Below are 16,277 nucleotides of genomic sequence, written 5' to 3' on the forward strand. Positions count from 1 at the left end.
CGCTCCTACAGGTCCTCATTTACCCTGTGACTGCGCGATGGGATCAATCCCCGCGAATGTACTGCTCCAGCTGTTCGATCAGGCTGGCCTGCTCGGAGATGGCTTCTTTGACCAGGTCGCCGATGGACAGCAGCCCCAGCAGTTGACCTTCTTCCACGACCGGCAGGTGGCGCAGGTGGCTGTCGGTCATGATGCCCATGCAGGTTTCGACGCTTTGCAGGGAGTCGACGGTGATCACCTTGTTGCTCATGATCGCGCTGACCGGGGTGCCGACCGAGGAGCGGCCCTGAAGGACCATCTTGCGTGCGTAGTCACGTTCACTGACGACGCCCACCAGCTTGCCGTTGTCCACCACTGGCAAGGCGCCGATGTTTTTCTCGGCCATGAGCCTGAGGGCATCGAGCACCATCTGGTGGGGGGAGATGGTGTGGACCTGCTGATTGGACGACGCCTTGAGCTTGAGCAGTTGTGCAACGGTTTTCATTTGTTGTTCTCCCGTGACGACCCGAGGCGGCGTAGGGCGGCCTGACAGTCTGCCAACAGCATCTTAGACCACGCCCCGCAGAGCAAGCTGCAAAACCGGATCAGGGCATTAGAAAAACGCTATTTGTGCAGAATTGCATGCTGGATGTCGTGCAGAGGCATGATGCGCTGCGCGGCATTCAGTTTGATCGCTTCCTTGGGCATGCCAAACACCACGCACGAGGCTTCGTCCTGGGCGACCGTAGAACTGCCCGCGTCGAGCATTTCTTTGAGGCCCCTGGCGCCATCATCGCCCATGCCGGTCATGATGATGCCGGTGGCGTTCTTGCCAGCAAATTTGGCCACTGAGCGAAACAGCACATCGACTGAGGGGCGATGGCGGTTCACGAGTGGGCCATCCACTACTTGCACGTGATAAAACGCACCGCTGCGGGTGACCATCATGTGTTTGCCGCCCGGTGCAATCAGTGCAAGGCCTGGCAGGATGCGGTCGTTGTTTTTCGCCTCGCGCACCTCGATTTGCGACAGCCCGTTAAGGCGTTCTGCGAAGGACGCGGTGAATTTCTCCGGCATGTGCTGGACGATGACGATGCCGGGACACACCCGAGGCAAGGCGGTCAGCACCGCTTCAAGCGCCTGCGTACCCCCTGTGGAAGTGCCCAGCGCGACAATTCGCTCAGTGGTCTGGGCCATGGCGTGACCCTGTGCGGCAGGCAGAATCGCATCGGCGCTCAGGCGAGTCGCGGGTGTCAGCACTGGGGCTGCTGCACGTCGGCCGAGGTTTTTGACATTGGCGTTGGCGGCGGCGCGAATCGCGCCTACCAGCTCTGCGGCGGACTCCAGCAGAAAGTTCTTCAGGCCAGTAGTCGGTTTGGTGATGACTTCCACTGCACCCGCTGACATTGCCTGCAAGCTGGTTTCGGCGCCTTTCTGGGTGAGGGACGAGCAAATGACCACGGGAGTGGGGCGCTCGCTCATGATTTTCTTCAGAAAAGTAATGCCGTCCATGCGCGGCATTTCCACGTCGAGCACGATCACGTCCGGCCATTCTTTGGCCAGTTTATCCATGGCGAAGATCGGATCGGAGGCTGCACCCATCACGTGGATATCAGGTGTGTCGTTAAGGATACCCAGCAGAACCTGACGAACTACCGCCGAGTCATCGACTAGCAGTACGCTTATTTTTTTCGTCGCCATGTTCCGTGCTTGTCCTTATTGGTTTGTGCCTGACCCACACATGTCCGTTGCAGAGTTCGAAAATGACGTTGCGGTAGCCTGTGCTGCCCATGTCCTGTGCGATCAGGTCCAGGTTATGGCTATCGGCAAGTTGCAGTGCCGCGCTGATGTTCATCCGCGCAACATCGCTGTAATGCACGCCGCGCTTGTGGTGCGGAAACATTTCGCCACCGCCGAACAGCTTGAGCTGGTAATCCTCGGGCGCCGTGCGGTGTGCCTTGGCGTGCTCGATGAACATCTCGATCGCTTCGTCAGCGTATTTACCGTTCAGAACGCCGCATCGGTGAGCCCGGCTGGGTAGCATGAAGTGGCACATGGCGCCGATCTTGCGCACCGGGTGCCACAAGGTGATACCTACGCAGGACCCAAGGATGGTGCGGATACGGGTAGGGCTTGTTGCGAAGTGAAAATCGCCGGGTGCCAGAAAGACTTCGTCAACAATGGTGTTCATGGCTTGCGATAGATCGAGGGTGCTACCAGTTTCAATGCATCGCTGACACCGTTGAGGCTTTCAGAGTGGCTGACAATGAAATACCCGCCGGACTTGAGGCGCGGGAGCAAACGGGCAACAACCTTGATCTTGGTCTCCTGGTCAAAATAAATCATCACGTTACGAAGAAAGATCACGTCGAACTCGCCGAGTTCCGGCAGAGCCTCATTTAGATTGACCTGAATAAAGTTGACCCGGTTGCGCAACCCTCGGTCTACCAGGAACGTACCGTGCTGATTACCGATGCCTTTGAGGCAGTATTTGTGCAGCAAAGGTACTGGCAGGTTGGTGGCGCGCTCCATAGGGTAATGCCCTGCGCGTGCTTTGGCGAGCACCTGGCTGCTGATGTCCGAGCCGATGATTTCCCAAGGCGTGGTGCCCAGGCTTTCGGCCAGGGTCATCGCCAGGCTGTAAGGCTCCTCGCCCGACGAACTCGCAGCACTCCACACCCGGAAAGTCTTGCCCGGTGTCGCTTTAGGCAATACCTGCTGGCGCAGAAAATCGAAATGCTTGGGTTCACGAAAAAAGTACGTTTCGTTGGTGGTGAGCAAGTCCAGCGCAACTTGCAGTTCGTCGCTGCGCTGGCCACTCATGATCAGCTTGAAGTACTCGCCGTAGCTTTCCAGCCCATAGTGCTTGAGCCGCTTGAACAAGCGACCCGCGACCAGTGCCTTTTTTGCAGGCGACAGGCTGATGCCCGCAGCCCCGTACAACCAGGACTGAAACTGGCTGAATTCCCTGTCATTGAGCGCTGTTCCGTTCACGATATCTGCCTGTCCCTGGTCAGCGTTGTTCGGCGTCGATAGCCGGAATTTGATCAACTTCAGCCAGCTTCGACATTTCGTCGATGGACAACACCTGATCGACTTCCAGAACGATGACAAACTTGCCATCGACCTTGGCCATGCCACTGATGAAGTCGGCGCGGATCTTTGCACCGAAACTCGGTGGCGGCTCGATCTGCGAAGCAGGGATGTCCATGACCGCCGAGACGGTATCAACCAGCAAGCCGATGTCCTGTGACTGACCGTCCGCAGCGCTGGCTTCAATAATCACTACGCAGCTACGGCGGGTGGTGGTCGAATTGGGGCGGCCGAAGCGCGCCGACAGATCCACCACCGGCACGACCGCGCCGCGCAGGTTGATCACCCCACGGACGAAGGCGGGCATCATCGGTACGACAGTGAGATTGCCGTACTCGATGATTTCCTTGATGCCGAGGATGCCGATGGCGAACATCTCGGTGCCGAGCATGAACGTCAGGTACTGCTCCTGCTCCTCAACGACCGTTGCGTTTTGTCGTGTCGTGGCGATTGCGCCCATGTCTGTCTCCTTTCAAGGCAAGCGTGTGGGTGGATCCGCTCAGAATCGAGTGAACTCGGATTCATCCGGAGTGCTTGCCATGTTGTACGCAAACGATTTCTGCGGCGCTTGCGTAGCCGGGCGAGACGGCTTGCGGCTTGACGTGCCTGAGTTGCTGTCAAACTTTGCAGGCTGATTAGCGGCTTTCGGCGCAGCGTCCAGAGTGAAGAAGCTCATGGCCTGCTGCAGTTGTTCAGCCTGGCTACTCATTTCTTCGGCTGTGGCGGCCAGTTCTTCGCTGCTTGATGCGTTCTGTTGCGTAACCGAGTTGAGCTGGGTCATCGCGGTATTGATCTGCGCGACACCGGCAGCCTGTTCTTCAGACGCAGCGCTGATTTCCTGCACCAGGTCCGAGGTTTTGTTGATGGACGGCACCATCTCGTTGAGCAGGTTCCCGGCTTTCTCTGCCATGTCGACACTGCTGGAAGACAGTTCGCCAATTTCCTGCGCGGCCACCTGGCTGCGTTCTGCCAGCTTGCGCACTTCAGCGGCGACAACGGCGAAGCCTTTGCCATGCTCACCCGCACGAGCGGCTTCGATAGCGGCGTTGAGCGCCAACAGATTGGTCTGGTAAGCGATGTCATCGATGATGCTGATGCGCTGGGCGATCTTTTTCATGGCCACAACGGTCTGCTGCACGGATTCACCACCATCGGTGGCTTCCTTGGCAGCCTTGCTGGCCATGCCGTCCGTGACTTTGGCGTTCTCGGTGTTCTGGTTGATGCTGGCGCTCATCTGTTCGATGGAGGCGCTGGTTTCTTCAACGCTGGCGGCTTGCTCGCTGGTCGCCTGGCTCATGGATTGAGCGGTAGCACTGACCTCTTCAGAGGCGCTGGCGAGGTTGTCGGCAGCATTGCGCACTTCACCGATGATGTGCGACAGCTTGCCCACCATGTTTTGCATGGCGTTGATAACCATGCCGGTTTCGTCTTTCGATCCGGCTTCAATACGAACGTTGAGGTTGCCTTCGGCCAACTGCTCGGCAACCGAAGCGGCTTCTTTCAACGGGCGGGAAATGATCCGCGAGATGAACAGCGCCAGACCCAGGCCGATGACCAGTGCAGCGATCAATACGCCGACGATCGAGACCCGCGCACTGTCGTACAGTGCATCACCGCGCTGACTGGCGGCTTCAGCACCGGCATCATTAAGCTCTACCAGTTTTTGCAGGTCGCCCGTAATCAGGTCGAACTGGCGCTTGGACTCACCCGCCAGCATGGCGCGGGCTTCATCTTCACGGCTCTGGTTGGACAGGGCCTGCAAGTCCTTGCTGACCGCCAGATAAGCCGCCCAGTCATTTTTTGTGACGGTGAAAAGGCGACGATCCTCGTCATTACTCAACAGTTTTTCATAGGTGTCCAGGCGAGTTTCGAACTGCTTTCTTTCGGCCGCTGCTTCAAGCGCAATCGCGTTCTTGTCATCGATGGACAGTGCCGCCACGTGGCGGTTTTCCTTGATGCGATAATTCGCCGCGAAGAAGCGCATGCCCGACGCCGCGCGCATCGACGGCATCCAGTTATCGCGAATCTCACTGGCGGTGTCGTTCACCTGACCCAGCTGAATGATGGAAAAAACGCCCATGACTGCGGTGAGGGCGAGCACCGTGAGAAATGACGCGATCAACTTTGTGGCGATCTTCAGATCGTAAAACCATTTCATCGGGTGTTACCTCCATGGAAATGCATGTGCATCAACGGGCAGTGGCTGGCGATTGGGCTTGATTAGCGGTGTAGCGTGTTTCTAGATGTACGATTTGGCTGAGCAGGGCTGGAACGTCGAGGATCAACGCCACCGCGCCACTGCCCAGGATGGTTGAGCCGCTGATGCCGCGCAGTGCGCCGAACAGCTTGCCCAACGGTTTGATAACGGTCTGGAACTCACCCAGCAGATCGTCTACGACCAGTCCCGCCTTGTGCTCGGCATAGCGCACCACCACCACGTTCTGGCGACGTGCGGCAGGGCCGTCGTGGTGGAAGTGGTCACGCAGGTACACCAGTGGCAGGACTTCGCCGCGCAAATCCAGATAACCCTGTTCGCGGCTGATCTGGCGGTCGTCTTCACTGAGTTCTATGCACTCCTGAACCATGTCCAGAGGGATCACATAAGTGGACTGGCCAATGCCGACCAGGAAGCCATTGATGATGGCCAGGGTCAGCGGCAGGCGGATGCGTATCACGGTGCCCTGGCCCGGCTTGCTGTCCAGATCGACAGTGCCGCGCAGCAAGGTGATGTTGCGCTTGACCACGTCCATGCCCACGCCACGGCCCGAAAGGTTGGTGACGGCCTGGGCGGTAGAGAAGCCCGCTTCGAATATCAGGTTGTAGATTTCCTGATCGGTGAGGGTCGCGCCGGGGGCGATCAGGCCGCGTTCCTGAGCTTTCTCCAGAATCCGGTCGCGATTCAGTCCCGCGCCATCATCGGCGATTTCGAGGACGATACTGCCCGAGTCGTGGTAAGCGTTGAGATGCAGATGGCCCTTGGACGGTTTGCCAGCGGCGAGTCGTGCCTCGGCGCTTTCAATGCCGTGGTCCATGGCGTTGCGCAGCAAGTGCATGAGGGGATCGCCGATTTTCTCGACGACCGTTTTGTCCAGTTCGGTTTCGGCACCGCTGATGATCAGGTCGATGTCTTTGCCCAGCTCCTGGCTGACATCACGCACGACCCGGCGGAAGCGGTTGAAGGTGTCGCCGATGGGGATCATCCGCAGGCGCAACGCACCATCAAGAATTTCCTCTACCAGCCCGGAGACCGTTGACGTCGACTCCTGCAACGGGTCGTTGTCGCAGGTGCGGGCGAGCAAGGTGGCACCCGCGCTGGCGATGACCAGTTCGCCCACCAGATTGATCAGTTCGTCGAGCTTGTCAGCGTTGACCCGCACATAACGGCCATCTTTGGCCTTGCTGTCGGCGGGCTTGTCAGCGGAAACCTGCTTGTCGCTGGCAAGCGCTTTTTCACTGGAAAGTTGCGCAGGGACGCGTGGCACTGAACGCTGGTCTTCCAGCAGCTCACCTATCGCGACCATAGACGTGCCGTGTTCTACGCCTTGAGAAACAAGCTCAGTGCCGGGCTCTGCCTGCTGATTGACCGCATCGCCAGAATCGATCCGGGTAATGTCTACCTGGCATTCATCACGTACAAAGTCGAAGACTTCATTGATCGCTGCGTGGGTTGCGCTGGAGTTGAAGTCGATTTCGAAACCCAGGTAGCAAGACTCTGCGTCCCATGCTTCAAGGGCTGGCAGGTTGTCGGTCAGTGTCTCAATCGCAACAATTTCACCCAGCGTGTTAAGAAAACGCAGGAACGACAACGGGTCCATGCCGTTGCGAAATACGTCCTGACCGAAGCGTAGGGATAGATGCCAAAGCACCGCGTCGGAGTGCCCGGCTGGAGCGTCGCTGTCCGGGATGACCTCTAGCTCTTCGCTGGCCTTGCCGCCGGGTGCCTGATAAGCCTGCAGGGTTTTGCGCAATTCGGCTTCGCGGGCCAACGCGGGCGCTTGTAATTGGCCGCCCTGACTGGCGACTACGTCGATCAATTCCAGCATGTGATCGCCGGATTTGAGCAGTACTGCAATCAGACCTGCATCGGCGGCGACACTGCCTTCACGCAAGCGATCAAGCACGTCTTCGACAATGTGCGTGAAGCTGACGATAGGGTCCAGGCCGAACAGGCCAGCAGAGCCTTTGATGGTATGCGCCGCACGGAATATCGCGCCGATGGCGTCATCATTGCCAGGTTCGCTCTCCAGCTGCAGCAATGACTCTTCCATCGCCTCCAACAGCTCGCGAGCCTCGACGATGAACGTTTGTAATGCCTGATCGAGGTTAATGCTCACGTACAGTTCCTTGTCGTGTCGGCCATGGCGGCCGGGCGTGCCGGGTTAAACCGACGGGCCCAGGCCACTCAATTGCAGGGTTTCCAATACAGCTTTGCTATGCCCGGTCAGCGTCAATGCGGTCCCGGCACGGGAGGCCTCACGGGTGACCATGATCAGCAACTGAAGGCCTGCGCCATCCATTTCAGTGATTTGCGACAGATCGATCTGCATCTGCGGCGTCGCGCCCAGCTTTGGCAGCAATTGGGCGGACAATTCCGAGGCGGTATAGATGGTCAGCTCACCGTCGATGTTCACGTGTGCCGTGTCATTGAGTATTTCGCATGCAAGCGGCATCGCAACCTCCCGGGTAATCAGCATCAAGTAGCAGGCATCAAGTAGCAGGCAATCAGGGCAGAATCAGTTTGGAAACCGCTGCGAGCATCTGCGCAGGCTGGAACGGCTTGACCACCCAGGCCTTGGCGCCAGCAGCCTGGCCTTCCATTTTTTTCGATTCCTGAGATTCGGTGGTGAGCATGATGATCGGCGTGAATTTATAGCTGGGTAACTTCTTCACCTCTTTGACGAAGGTGATGCCGTCCATGTTGGGCATGTTCACGTCGCTGATGATCAAGTGCACTTTCTGGCCGTTGAGCTTGCTCAGTGCGTCTCGGCCATCGCTTGCTTCGATAACGTCATAACCTGCGCTTTTCAGGGCGATGCCGACCACTTGACGAACGCTGCTGGAGTCGTCGACGACCAATATGTTTTTAGCCATGTGGCTCTCCTAAAAAAAGGTTATTTCTTGTGAATTCTGTTGTGCGGCGCTGCTGCCGTGATGCGTGTTGCGCTGCTCGTCGGTGGCGTAGGTTGCTTCCATACGTGCGAGCCAGCTGCGTGCATCAATCGCCACTGCCTGATCAGGTGCCTGTGTCGCCTGCTGCAAATGCGCGTGCAGGTCGTCAATATTGTCCCGCACGTGAACCAGTATCTGGCTGACCCGATCCTGAAATTGCAGGCTGACCAGCACTTCAGTCATTTCGTCGCGGATACCGAAGCTTTCCTGTTGAAGCATTTCGGCAGACTCGGCGAGGCGCTCGGTCACGCTCTTGAAGCGTTCCAGTACACGCTGAATAGTGTTTTCAGAATTCACTACCGAGTTGCTGTCCAGGTCCGCGCCACTGGAAGCGGCCTGCACCAGTTGGTTAATGGCACTGTTGATGATGTCGACCTTGGCGGACATCTGCTGACCGGTCTCACTGGACTTGCTCGACAGGCTGCGTACGGCGTCGGCAACTACGGCAAAACCACGACCTGCTTCGCCAGCGCGTGCGGCCTCGATGGCTGCGTTGAGGGCCAACAGGTTCGTTTGCGCAGCAATGGCCGCGACATCCGCCGCCATGGTGCGCAACTCGCCGGTGTAGGCGGTGAGGTTGCGAACCTGAGCGAGGGTTTCGTCGCGGCTGGTCTGCGTGGCCTTGAGGGAGTTGATCACCTGAACCAGGTCGTTGTCGCTTTGTGCGAGAACCTGCAATGCGCCATCATTGTTTTGCCCACCCAGGTCACCCGCCGCATGTTGCGACGCATGCACCGTTTCCTGAAGTCGCGAGGAAATACCGGTGAAGCGACCGGTCAAGGTCACAATCGCGGTTTCGGTCTGTTGCCGCGAGCTTTCTACCTGCTTGGCCCAGATGGGCATTGCACCGAGCAAGACTTCGTTGATCTGTGCATTCGATTGCAGCGATGCGCCTTCAGCCGCTTGCTGATGATGCAAGGCTGTCGCCTGGGCAATGGCAAGTAGTTTGCGATTTTGACTGGCGGCAGCGAAGAGGCCCGTGGCGACGCCAGCAGCCAGTACGGCAGCGCTCAAACCAATGTTCAATTGGGTCGGTGCTGACAGCAAAAGTGCTGCGCATCCAGCTATTGCAGGCACCAGCGGAAACCAGAGGAAGAGCGTTTGGCGGCCTTGACTCGGAGAACTACCGTTTTGGCTCGGCGTCATGGTTCGTTCCTTGAACTGCTACAAAGGATGATTTGCGAATATCTGGTTATCTGCTAGTACGACTGAGACTTTAGTCACATTTATGACGCCAATCGTCAAGCAATCGGACAGACACACACCTCATTCGAGTGGCTTTTCTCACGATCATGTTTTTTTGACGTGTTTTCTGCCTTTATTTGCGGGGGTTTCCCTGATTTGGGGTCAGGAAAAAGCGTAGCAGCGCAATTTCAAACGCGGAAATATTTTGTCGTTAATAGGCGGAACTATTTTTTGTTTTGTTGTCACGCCAACTTACTGGGTTGGGCAGGGTGCGCTTGTTTGCGCTGCGAAGGAGACAGGCAGCTGCAGTCATCCAGATTGAACCCGATTCTGTAGGAGCTCACCGAGGTTACGAGGCCAGCGATAGCGGTTTATCAGACACACCGCCATCGCTGGACTCGTAACTTCGGTGAGCTCCTACAGGTCCAATGTGTGCTGTGCGAAAGCGTCATGAAATGTGTTACCGCGCGTCCACCGGACGGCCCCACAACTCCATCACGTAGTCGACGAAACTGCGTAGTTTGGGTGACCTGTAGCGATCCCGGGGGTAAAGCAGATTCATCGGGCGAGACGGCAACTGGTAGTCAGGGAGCAGGGCAACAAGCCTGCCATCTGCCAGGTCTTCGCGTACCAGCGCATCAGGCATCATCACGATCCCGGCTCCGGCGCGAGCTGCTTTGTGCAGGCCCGCGGAGGTATTCATCGTGATAGGCCCGCTGACCGGAACCAGCACCTCACCATCCGCACCCGTCAAACGCCAATGCTTTTCAACCGAACTCCAGTCGTCACCTGCCGGGTAGGCAAATGCCAGGCAGTCATGTTGCTGCAGGTCCATAGGCGCAAGAGGAGTGCCCCTGCGCTGCAGGTACGAGGGGGCAGCGCACAGGGTCAGTGTGTAATCCAGCAGTGGCCGGGCCACCAGGCTTGAGGTGTGGACAGGGCCAAGACGGATAGCGGCGTCGAAACCCTGGCCGATCAAGTCCATGCGCTCGTTACTCCAGACAATGTCGAGCTTGATTTGCGGGTAGCGGCGAATGAACTCGCTGAGCGCCGGGGCGAGGCTTTCCGAGCCGAACGTGAAGGGTGCAGTGATCCGTAACGTCCCTTGGGGCGTGTCCTGAGACTGCGCGGCCAGTTGCTCCGAGTCCGCCACCAGCGCCAGCACGTCGACACAGCGTTGGTAGTACGTTGCACCGAACTCTGTCAGCCCCTGACGCCGGGTCGTACGTTTCAGCAGGCTTACCCCCAGCCTTTGTTCAAGCGCCCGCAGATGGTTGCCGACCATCGTGGTCGACATGCCGCATTCCAGCGCCGCGGCCGTCATGCTGCCTGTCTCGACCACTTTCACAAAAACCGACATTGCCTGGAGTAAGTCCATTATCAAGCCTGACTTTAAAATGATTTAAGAAAATGGCCGTTTATCCAGCTCAGGTTGCTAACGATACTGGAAAAAACAACGCCTGAGATGGAGTTTCACATCATGACCGCCACTTGCCTGATGACCACCTATCAACCCCTTGCGCTGAGCTTTGTTCGCGGTCTGGGTACTCGCGTGTGGGACGATACTGGCCGCGAATATCTGGATGCGGTGGCGGGTGTGGCGGTCACCAATGTGGGGCATTCCCATCCCCGTTTGGTAGCAGCTATCAGCGAGCAGGCGAGTCTGCTGATACACACTTCTAACCTGTACAGCATTCAGTGGCAGCAGCTACTGGCCGAGAAGCTGACCCGGCTGGCGGGTATGGAAAAGGCGTTTTTCAATAACTCCGGCGCAGAAGCCAACGAGACCGCGCTGAAACTGGCCCGGCTCTATGCATGGCACAAGGGGATCGAAAAGCCGTTGGTGGTGGTGATGGACAACGCCTTCCATGGCCGCACACTCGGGACCTTGTCGGCCAGTGATGGTCCGGCGGTGCGGCTAGGGTTCAATTCGTTGCCCGGTGACTTCGTCAAAGTGCCTTTTGGCGATTTACCTGCGTTGGACAAAGTGTGCCAGGCCTACGGCAATCGCATCACGGCGATTCTGCTGGAGCCGATCCAGGGCGAAAGTGGTGTTCAGTTAGCCCCGCCGGGTTACTTGAAGGCACTGCGGGAGCTGTGTAGTCGGCGTGCCTGGTTGCTGATGCTGGACGAGATTCAAACCGGTATGGGCCGTACCGGGCAATGGTTTGCTTTCCAGCACGAAGGCATCGTGCCGGACGTGATGACGTTGGCCAAGGGGCTGGCCAATGGTGTTCCGATCGGAGCCTGTCTGGCACGGGGCAAAGCGGCGCAGTTGTTTACGCCGGGCAGCCACGGCAGCACCTTCGGTGGAAACCCTCTGGCGTGCCGGGCAGGCTGCACAGTAGTGGATATTCTCAATGAGCAGCATCTGCTGAGTAACGCCCGTCAGCAAGGTGAGCGGCTACTTGCCGGCTTGCGGGCGGCCCTGAGTGAACACCCGGATGTGCTGGCGATTCGTGGAAAGGGGTTGATGGTGGGCATTGAGCTGACCCGGCCATTGCCGAATCTCGCAGCGATTGCTGCCACAGAGCATGGCCTGCTGATAAACGTGACACGGGGCAAAACGATTCGCTTGCTGCCACCCTTGACGATCAATGAGCAGGAAGTTGATGCGATTGTGTCGGGGGTATGCAAGACGCTGGCGTCGTTTACGGGGAGGGAGGAGGTGACTGCTGCGACGCACACCAGGATTAAGTCAGTACAGCCTGCAGTAAACGCATAACCTTTCGGTGCTCACCGAAGTAACGAGGCCAGCGATGGCGGCTTGTCTGACACGCCGCTATCGCTGGCCTCGTTACCTCGGTGAGCTCCTACAGGGCTTGAGTTTGACGGGGGCTTTACGTCACCACTCGATAGCAAGGCTCGTAAGCCGCACCGCCGGGAAGTTTCATGCGGTGTTGTTCAACGAACGCATGCAGCAGGCGATCAAGAGGCTCCATGATTTCGGTATCGCCGTGGATCTCGTAGGGGCCATATTGTTCTATCAGACGAATGCCTTTGTCTTTCACGTTACCGGCGACAATGCCCGAAAACGCACGACGCAGGTTGGCTGCCAACTGGTGAGGCGGCAGTGAACGGCTCAGTTGCAGAGAGGCCATGTTTTCGTGGGTCGGATCAAACGGGTGCTGGAAGCCTTCATCAATTTTCAGCAACCAGTTGAAGTGAAACGCGTCATTGCGGTCGCGGCGGAACTGCTTGACGGCCTTGAGGCCGGCAACCATTTCTCTGGCCACTTCAGCGGGATCGTCAATGATGATCTGATAATGCTTGTAAGCCGACTCGCCCAGGGTGGCGCCGACAAAGGCGTGCAGTTGCTCCAGATACGGCGCTGCGCTTCTTGGTCCGGTGAGCACAACCGGGAACGGCAGGTCGCGGTTGTCCGGGTGCATCAGGATGCCCAGCAGGTAGAGGAACTCCTCAGCAGTGCCTGCGCCGCCCGGAAAGATGATGATGCCGTGCCCGACGCGAACGAACGCTTCAAGGCGTTTCTCGATGTCGGGCAGGATCACCAGTTCGTTCACGATCGGGTTGGGGGCTTCCGCTGCGATGATGCCCGGCTCGGTCAACCCCAGATAACGACCAGCGTTGATCCGCTGTTTGGCGTGGGCGATGGTTGCGCCTTTCATCGGGCCTTTCATCACTCCCGGGCCGCAACCGGTACAGATATCCAAGCTGCGCAGGCCGAGTTCGTGGCCGACCTTTTTGGTGTATTTGTATTCTTCGGTGTTGATCGAGTGTCCGCCCCAGCACACCACCATTTTCGGCTCAAGCCCCGGCCGCAGCGTGCGGGCATTGCGCAGCAGGTGAAACACGTAGTCGGTGATGCCTTGTGAGCTTTCCAGGTCAATACGCTGACTGTCCAGTTCACTTTCGGTGTAGACGATGTCGCGCAGCGCGCTGAAAAGCATTTCGCGGGTGCTGGCAATCATCTCCCCGTCGACGAACGCATCAGCGGGCGCGTTGAGGAGTTCCAGGCGTACACCGCGGTCCTGCTGGTGAATACGGACTTCGAAGCTCTCGTAAGCTTCAAGGATGGTCTTGGCATTATCGACATGCGCGCCGGTGTTAAGGATTGCCAGAGCGCATTGGCGGAACAGGGTGTAAATACTGCCTGAGCCGGCGGCGCTGAGTTGCTGTACTTCGCGTTGGGACAATGTTTCGAGGCTGCCTTTCGGGCTTACCGAGGCGTTGATTACTTGTCTTTGGGGCATTCTGAAATCCCTTGAAGAAATGCCGCTGAGCCAATCGGGCTCAGGCGCATCCGGATAATGAGGTCCTGCGCGGTCTGGCATGAACGGAGGCGACCGGGCGGGCACATGTGAAGTTGAGCATCGTGGGGCAAAAGCCATCACCACGATTGAAGCGGGTGAAAACCCGGTGACTCAATATCCTCCTTGTCTGAGTTGATGCGGTGCGGTTGGTTCTGCGCGGCCTGATCTGAACAGACACACTCATTCAACCGATGATTCAATTGAGCGTCAACTCCTTACAAGTGAGTGGCTTACAGCCTTCATCCTATACCTGATCAAGTTTTGCCCGCAGCCTTTACTGTCCGTCGCGGGCGGTTGCCGCCAGCACCAGCAGTTTTCCGCTTGCCGGACTTGCGTTTGTTTTTCCAGGGCGGAGAAACTCCGGCAGGGCTCGCAGCAGTGATGACCATCCGCATGCCGATACAACGGCTGACGTGTTTGCTCATCCAGCTGGCCTGTCGGGTGACAAACTCTTCGAGGCTCATCTCGCCAGCCTGGACCATATCCAGCGCCTGCTCCCAGATAGCCGTGGTGCCTGGATCGGCAATCGCTCGGGGGACCGCGTCGATGAGACTGAACGCTGCCGGAGTCGCTGCCAGCGCTTTGCCGTTCTTGATCAGGTAGCCCCGGTCCAGCAAACCCTGAATGATGCCGGCACGAGTCGCTTCGGTGCCGATCCCGGTGGTGTCCTTGAGCTTCTGTTTGAGCAGCGGATCTTCTACCAGTCGTGCGACATTTTTCATCGCCTTGATCAGATCGCCCTCGGTATATGGCTTGGGCGGTTGGGTCCAGAGGTCTTTGAGGATGATGTCGGCGACCGGGTATTCGCAACCTTCAGCCAGTCTCGGCAGTGCTTGTGGAGCAGGAGCTTCGCGGCCTTTTGCGGGTGTCAGAGCCTCAGGCAGTGCTCGTTTCCAGCCCGGTTCGACAATCAGCTTGCCCGTAGCGCGAAGTTTTTCACCGCCGCAGTCGAAGTCGGCCTGCGTGCGATCGTACTCATGATTGGGCAGGAATTGCGCAAGGTAGCGGGCTCTGATCAAGGTGAATACCGCCCGGTATTTACCCGTCAGTTGCTCGAGGGATTTGCCCGCACCCGTGGGGATGATGCCATGGTGGGCACTGACCTTGGCATCGTTCCAGGCCTTCGAGCGCCGACCCGGTTCCAGATGCTTGAGTAGATCGCTCAGTGCCGGGTCAGCACGGCCCAGTGCGTTGATGATTCGCGTCGCGTCGCTGTGTTGACTGACCGGCAGATAACCGCAGTCGCTTCGCGGATAGGTGATGACCTTGTGGGTTTCGTAGAGCGACTGGGCGATATCCAGCGTTTCCTGGGCGCCCAGGCCAAGCTTTTTCGAGCAGATTTCCTGCAGCGTGCCGAGGTCGAAAGGCAGCGGTGCTGATTCGCGTACCCGATCTGTCCGTAGCTTCAGCAGACTGGCTCGGGCCGCGTTGCGCATGGCCTCGACGGCGTTCTGCGCCGTTACCTGATTCAGGCAACGATCCTGGTCGTCACACACATCGGGTGCCGCGCGCCATTGTGCGGTGAACGTCTGGTCGTCGTGGCGAAGTTGCACATCGATTGCCCAGAACGGGACAGGGACAAACTCCGCGATGCTGCGGTCCCGATCCACCACCAAGCGCAACGTCGGGGTCTGTACGCGCCCGACCGGCAGGACGCCTTGATAACCCGATTGCCGGCCGAGGAGGGTGAACAGGCGACTCATGTTCATACCTATCAGCCAGTCCGCTCGCGAGCGTCCCAATGCAGAGTGGTAGAGGCTGAAGGTTTCGGCGCCGGGCTTGAGGGCGTTCAAGGCCTTGCGGATCGACGCATCGTCCAGCGCCGAGAGCCACAGCCGCTGAATCGGCCCGCGATATCGACAATGGTCCACCAATTCCCGGGCGATCATTTCCCCTTCGCGGTCGGCGTCTGTGGCAATGACCAGCTCGGATGCTTCGCCCAGGAGTCGCTTCACCGCCTTGAACTGGCTTGCGGTACGCGGTTTGACCAGCATTTTCCATTTTTCCGGGACGATAGGCAGGTCATCCAGTACCCAGCGTTTGTAGCGGGCGTCGTAGCTGTCAGGGGGGGCAGTCTCAAGCAAATGGCCAATGCACCAGGTCACAGTCGCGTCGGGACCGATCCAGCAGCCATCGCCACGGCGCTTTGCGCCCAATACGGCGGCGATATCTTTGGCCTGGGAGGGTTTTTCGCAGAGAAACAGCCGCATGAGTACCATCGATTTTTACGGTTTTGATGGGGCACAGCATGAGCAGTGATGATGTTTTCGGCAAGTTTTATCTGTATGGATATACAGATAAAGTTTGTGGGAAGGTGCGCTGGGCATCGCAGAAAATCTATTGGCTTGAAAGCAATTCCGCAGGACCGTCTTCAGCCGGGAGGACCTTATTACATTCGCTTGATCTTCTTCGCCAGAAATACCGTTCTCCCGGCTAAAGCGGAGCGCCGCCCGGCCAGTCCTGCAAGATCGTGGGGTTCCTCACAGAAGGCGTGTAATCCCGCAAGCCTTGCGCCAACCGCTCTGGCACCGCTATTTTGTCCCTGCGCTTTGTGAAGAAAACACTCTTAAGGATGTT

14 protein-coding genes are annotated in these 16,277 nt (G+C 58.0%); 1 reads left to right on the forward strand and 13 read right to left on the reverse strand.

Annotated elements, in window-relative coordinates:
• Positions 1-43: 43 nt before the first annotated feature.
• The 11 genes from AUC61_RS25345 to AUC61_RS25395 form a co-directional block, all read right to left on the reverse strand.
• Positions 44-484 carry a CBS domain-containing protein gene (locus tag AUC61_RS25345; protein ID WP_243248975.1) on the reverse strand — a complete coding sequence of 147 codons (441 nt, stop codon included), beginning with the start codon at positions 482-484 and terminating at the stop codon, positions 44-46.
• Positions 485-603: 119 nt separating this feature from the next.
• Positions 604-1,680, reverse strand: a complete 1,077-nt coding sequence (locus AUC61_RS25350) for a protein-glutamate methylesterase/protein-glutamine glutaminase (RefSeq protein WP_243248976.1) — start codon at positions 1,678-1,680, stop codon at positions 604-606.
• On the reverse strand, positions 1,643-2,170 hold the full coding sequence (gene cheD / locus AUC61_RS25355) for a chemoreceptor glutamine deamidase CheD (protein ID WP_243248977.1): 528 nt from the start codon (positions 2,168-2,170) through the stop codon (positions 1,643-1,645). The genes AUC61_RS25350 and cheD overlap by 38 nt, the downstream gene beginning before the upstream one ends.
• Complete coding sequence (locus AUC61_RS25360; protein WP_422765722.1) at positions 2,167-2,973, reverse strand: CheR family methyltransferase; 807 nt, start codon at positions 2,971-2,973, stop codon at positions 2,167-2,169. Before AUC61_RS25360 ends, cheD begins: the two co-directional genes overlap by 4 nt.
• Positions 2,974-2,992: 19 nt before the next feature.
• Positions 2,993-3,532, reverse strand: coding sequence for a chemotaxis protein CheW (locus AUC61_RS25365; protein WP_243248978.1), 540 nt, complete (start codon positions 3,530-3,532; stop codon positions 2,993-2,995).
• Positions 3,533-3,571: 39 nt separating this feature from the next.
• A complete protein-coding gene (locus tag AUC61_RS25370; protein WP_243248979.1) occupies positions 3,572-5,230 on the reverse strand; it encodes a methyl-accepting chemotaxis protein in 1,659 nt (552 codons plus the stop codon).
• Between the two features lie 31 nt (positions 5,231-5,261).
• Positions 5,262-7,406, reverse strand: a complete 2,145-nt coding sequence (locus tag AUC61_RS25375; protein WP_243248980.1) for a chemotaxis protein CheA — start codon at positions 7,404-7,406, stop codon at positions 5,262-5,264.
• 45 nt (positions 7,407-7,451) lie between these two features.
• Entirely contained in the window at positions 7,452-7,742 is a 291-nt protein-coding gene (locus AUC61_RS25380) for an STAS domain-containing protein (protein ID WP_122664302.1), read from the reverse strand.
• Positions 7,743-7,794: 52 nt separating this feature from the next.
• Positions 7,795-8,163, reverse strand: a complete 369-nt coding sequence (locus tag AUC61_RS25385) for a response regulator (protein ID WP_243248981.1) — start codon at positions 8,161-8,163, stop codon at positions 7,795-7,797.
• A gap of 9 nt (positions 8,164-8,172) precedes the next feature.
• Positions 8,173-9,387 (reverse strand): methyl-accepting chemotaxis protein, encoded by a 1,215-nt coding sequence (locus tag AUC61_RS25390; protein WP_243248982.1) that lies wholly within the window; start codon positions 9,385-9,387, stop codon positions 8,173-8,175.
• Between the two features lie 499 nt (positions 9,388-9,886).
• A complete protein-coding gene (locus AUC61_RS25395) occupies positions 9,887-10,804 on the reverse strand; it encodes a LysR family transcriptional regulator (RefSeq protein WP_243248983.1) in 918 nt (305 codons plus the stop codon).
• Between the two features lie 102 nt (positions 10,805-10,906).
• On the opposite strand from AUC61_RS25395, the gene AUC61_RS25400 reads away from it, so the two are divergent.
• Entirely contained in the window at positions 10,907-12,151 is a 1,245-nt protein-coding gene (locus tag AUC61_RS25400) for an aspartate aminotransferase family protein (protein ID WP_243248984.1), read from the forward strand.
• Between the two features lie 115 nt (positions 12,152-12,266).
• Here AUC61_RS25400 and ppnN read toward each other — a convergent pair whose 3' ends face one another.
• A complete protein-coding gene (gene ppnN, locus AUC61_RS25405; protein ID WP_243248985.1) occupies positions 12,267-13,640 on the reverse strand; it encodes a nucleotide 5'-monophosphate nucleosidase PpnN in 1,374 nt (457 codons plus the stop codon).
• Positions 13,641-13,954: 314 nt separating this feature from the next.
• On the reverse strand, positions 13,955-15,910 hold the full coding sequence (locus AUC61_RS25410; protein ID WP_243248986.1) for a DNA topoisomerase III: 1,956 nt from the start codon (positions 15,908-15,910) through the stop codon (positions 13,955-13,957).
• Positions 15,911-16,277 lie beyond the last annotated feature (367 nt).

Origin of the sequence: Pseudomonas maioricensis, assembly GCF_022790535.1 — a bacterium.
Lineage (GTDB): Bacteria > Pseudomonadota > Gammaproteobacteria > Pseudomonadales > Pseudomonadaceae > Aquipseudomonas > Aquipseudomonas maioricensis.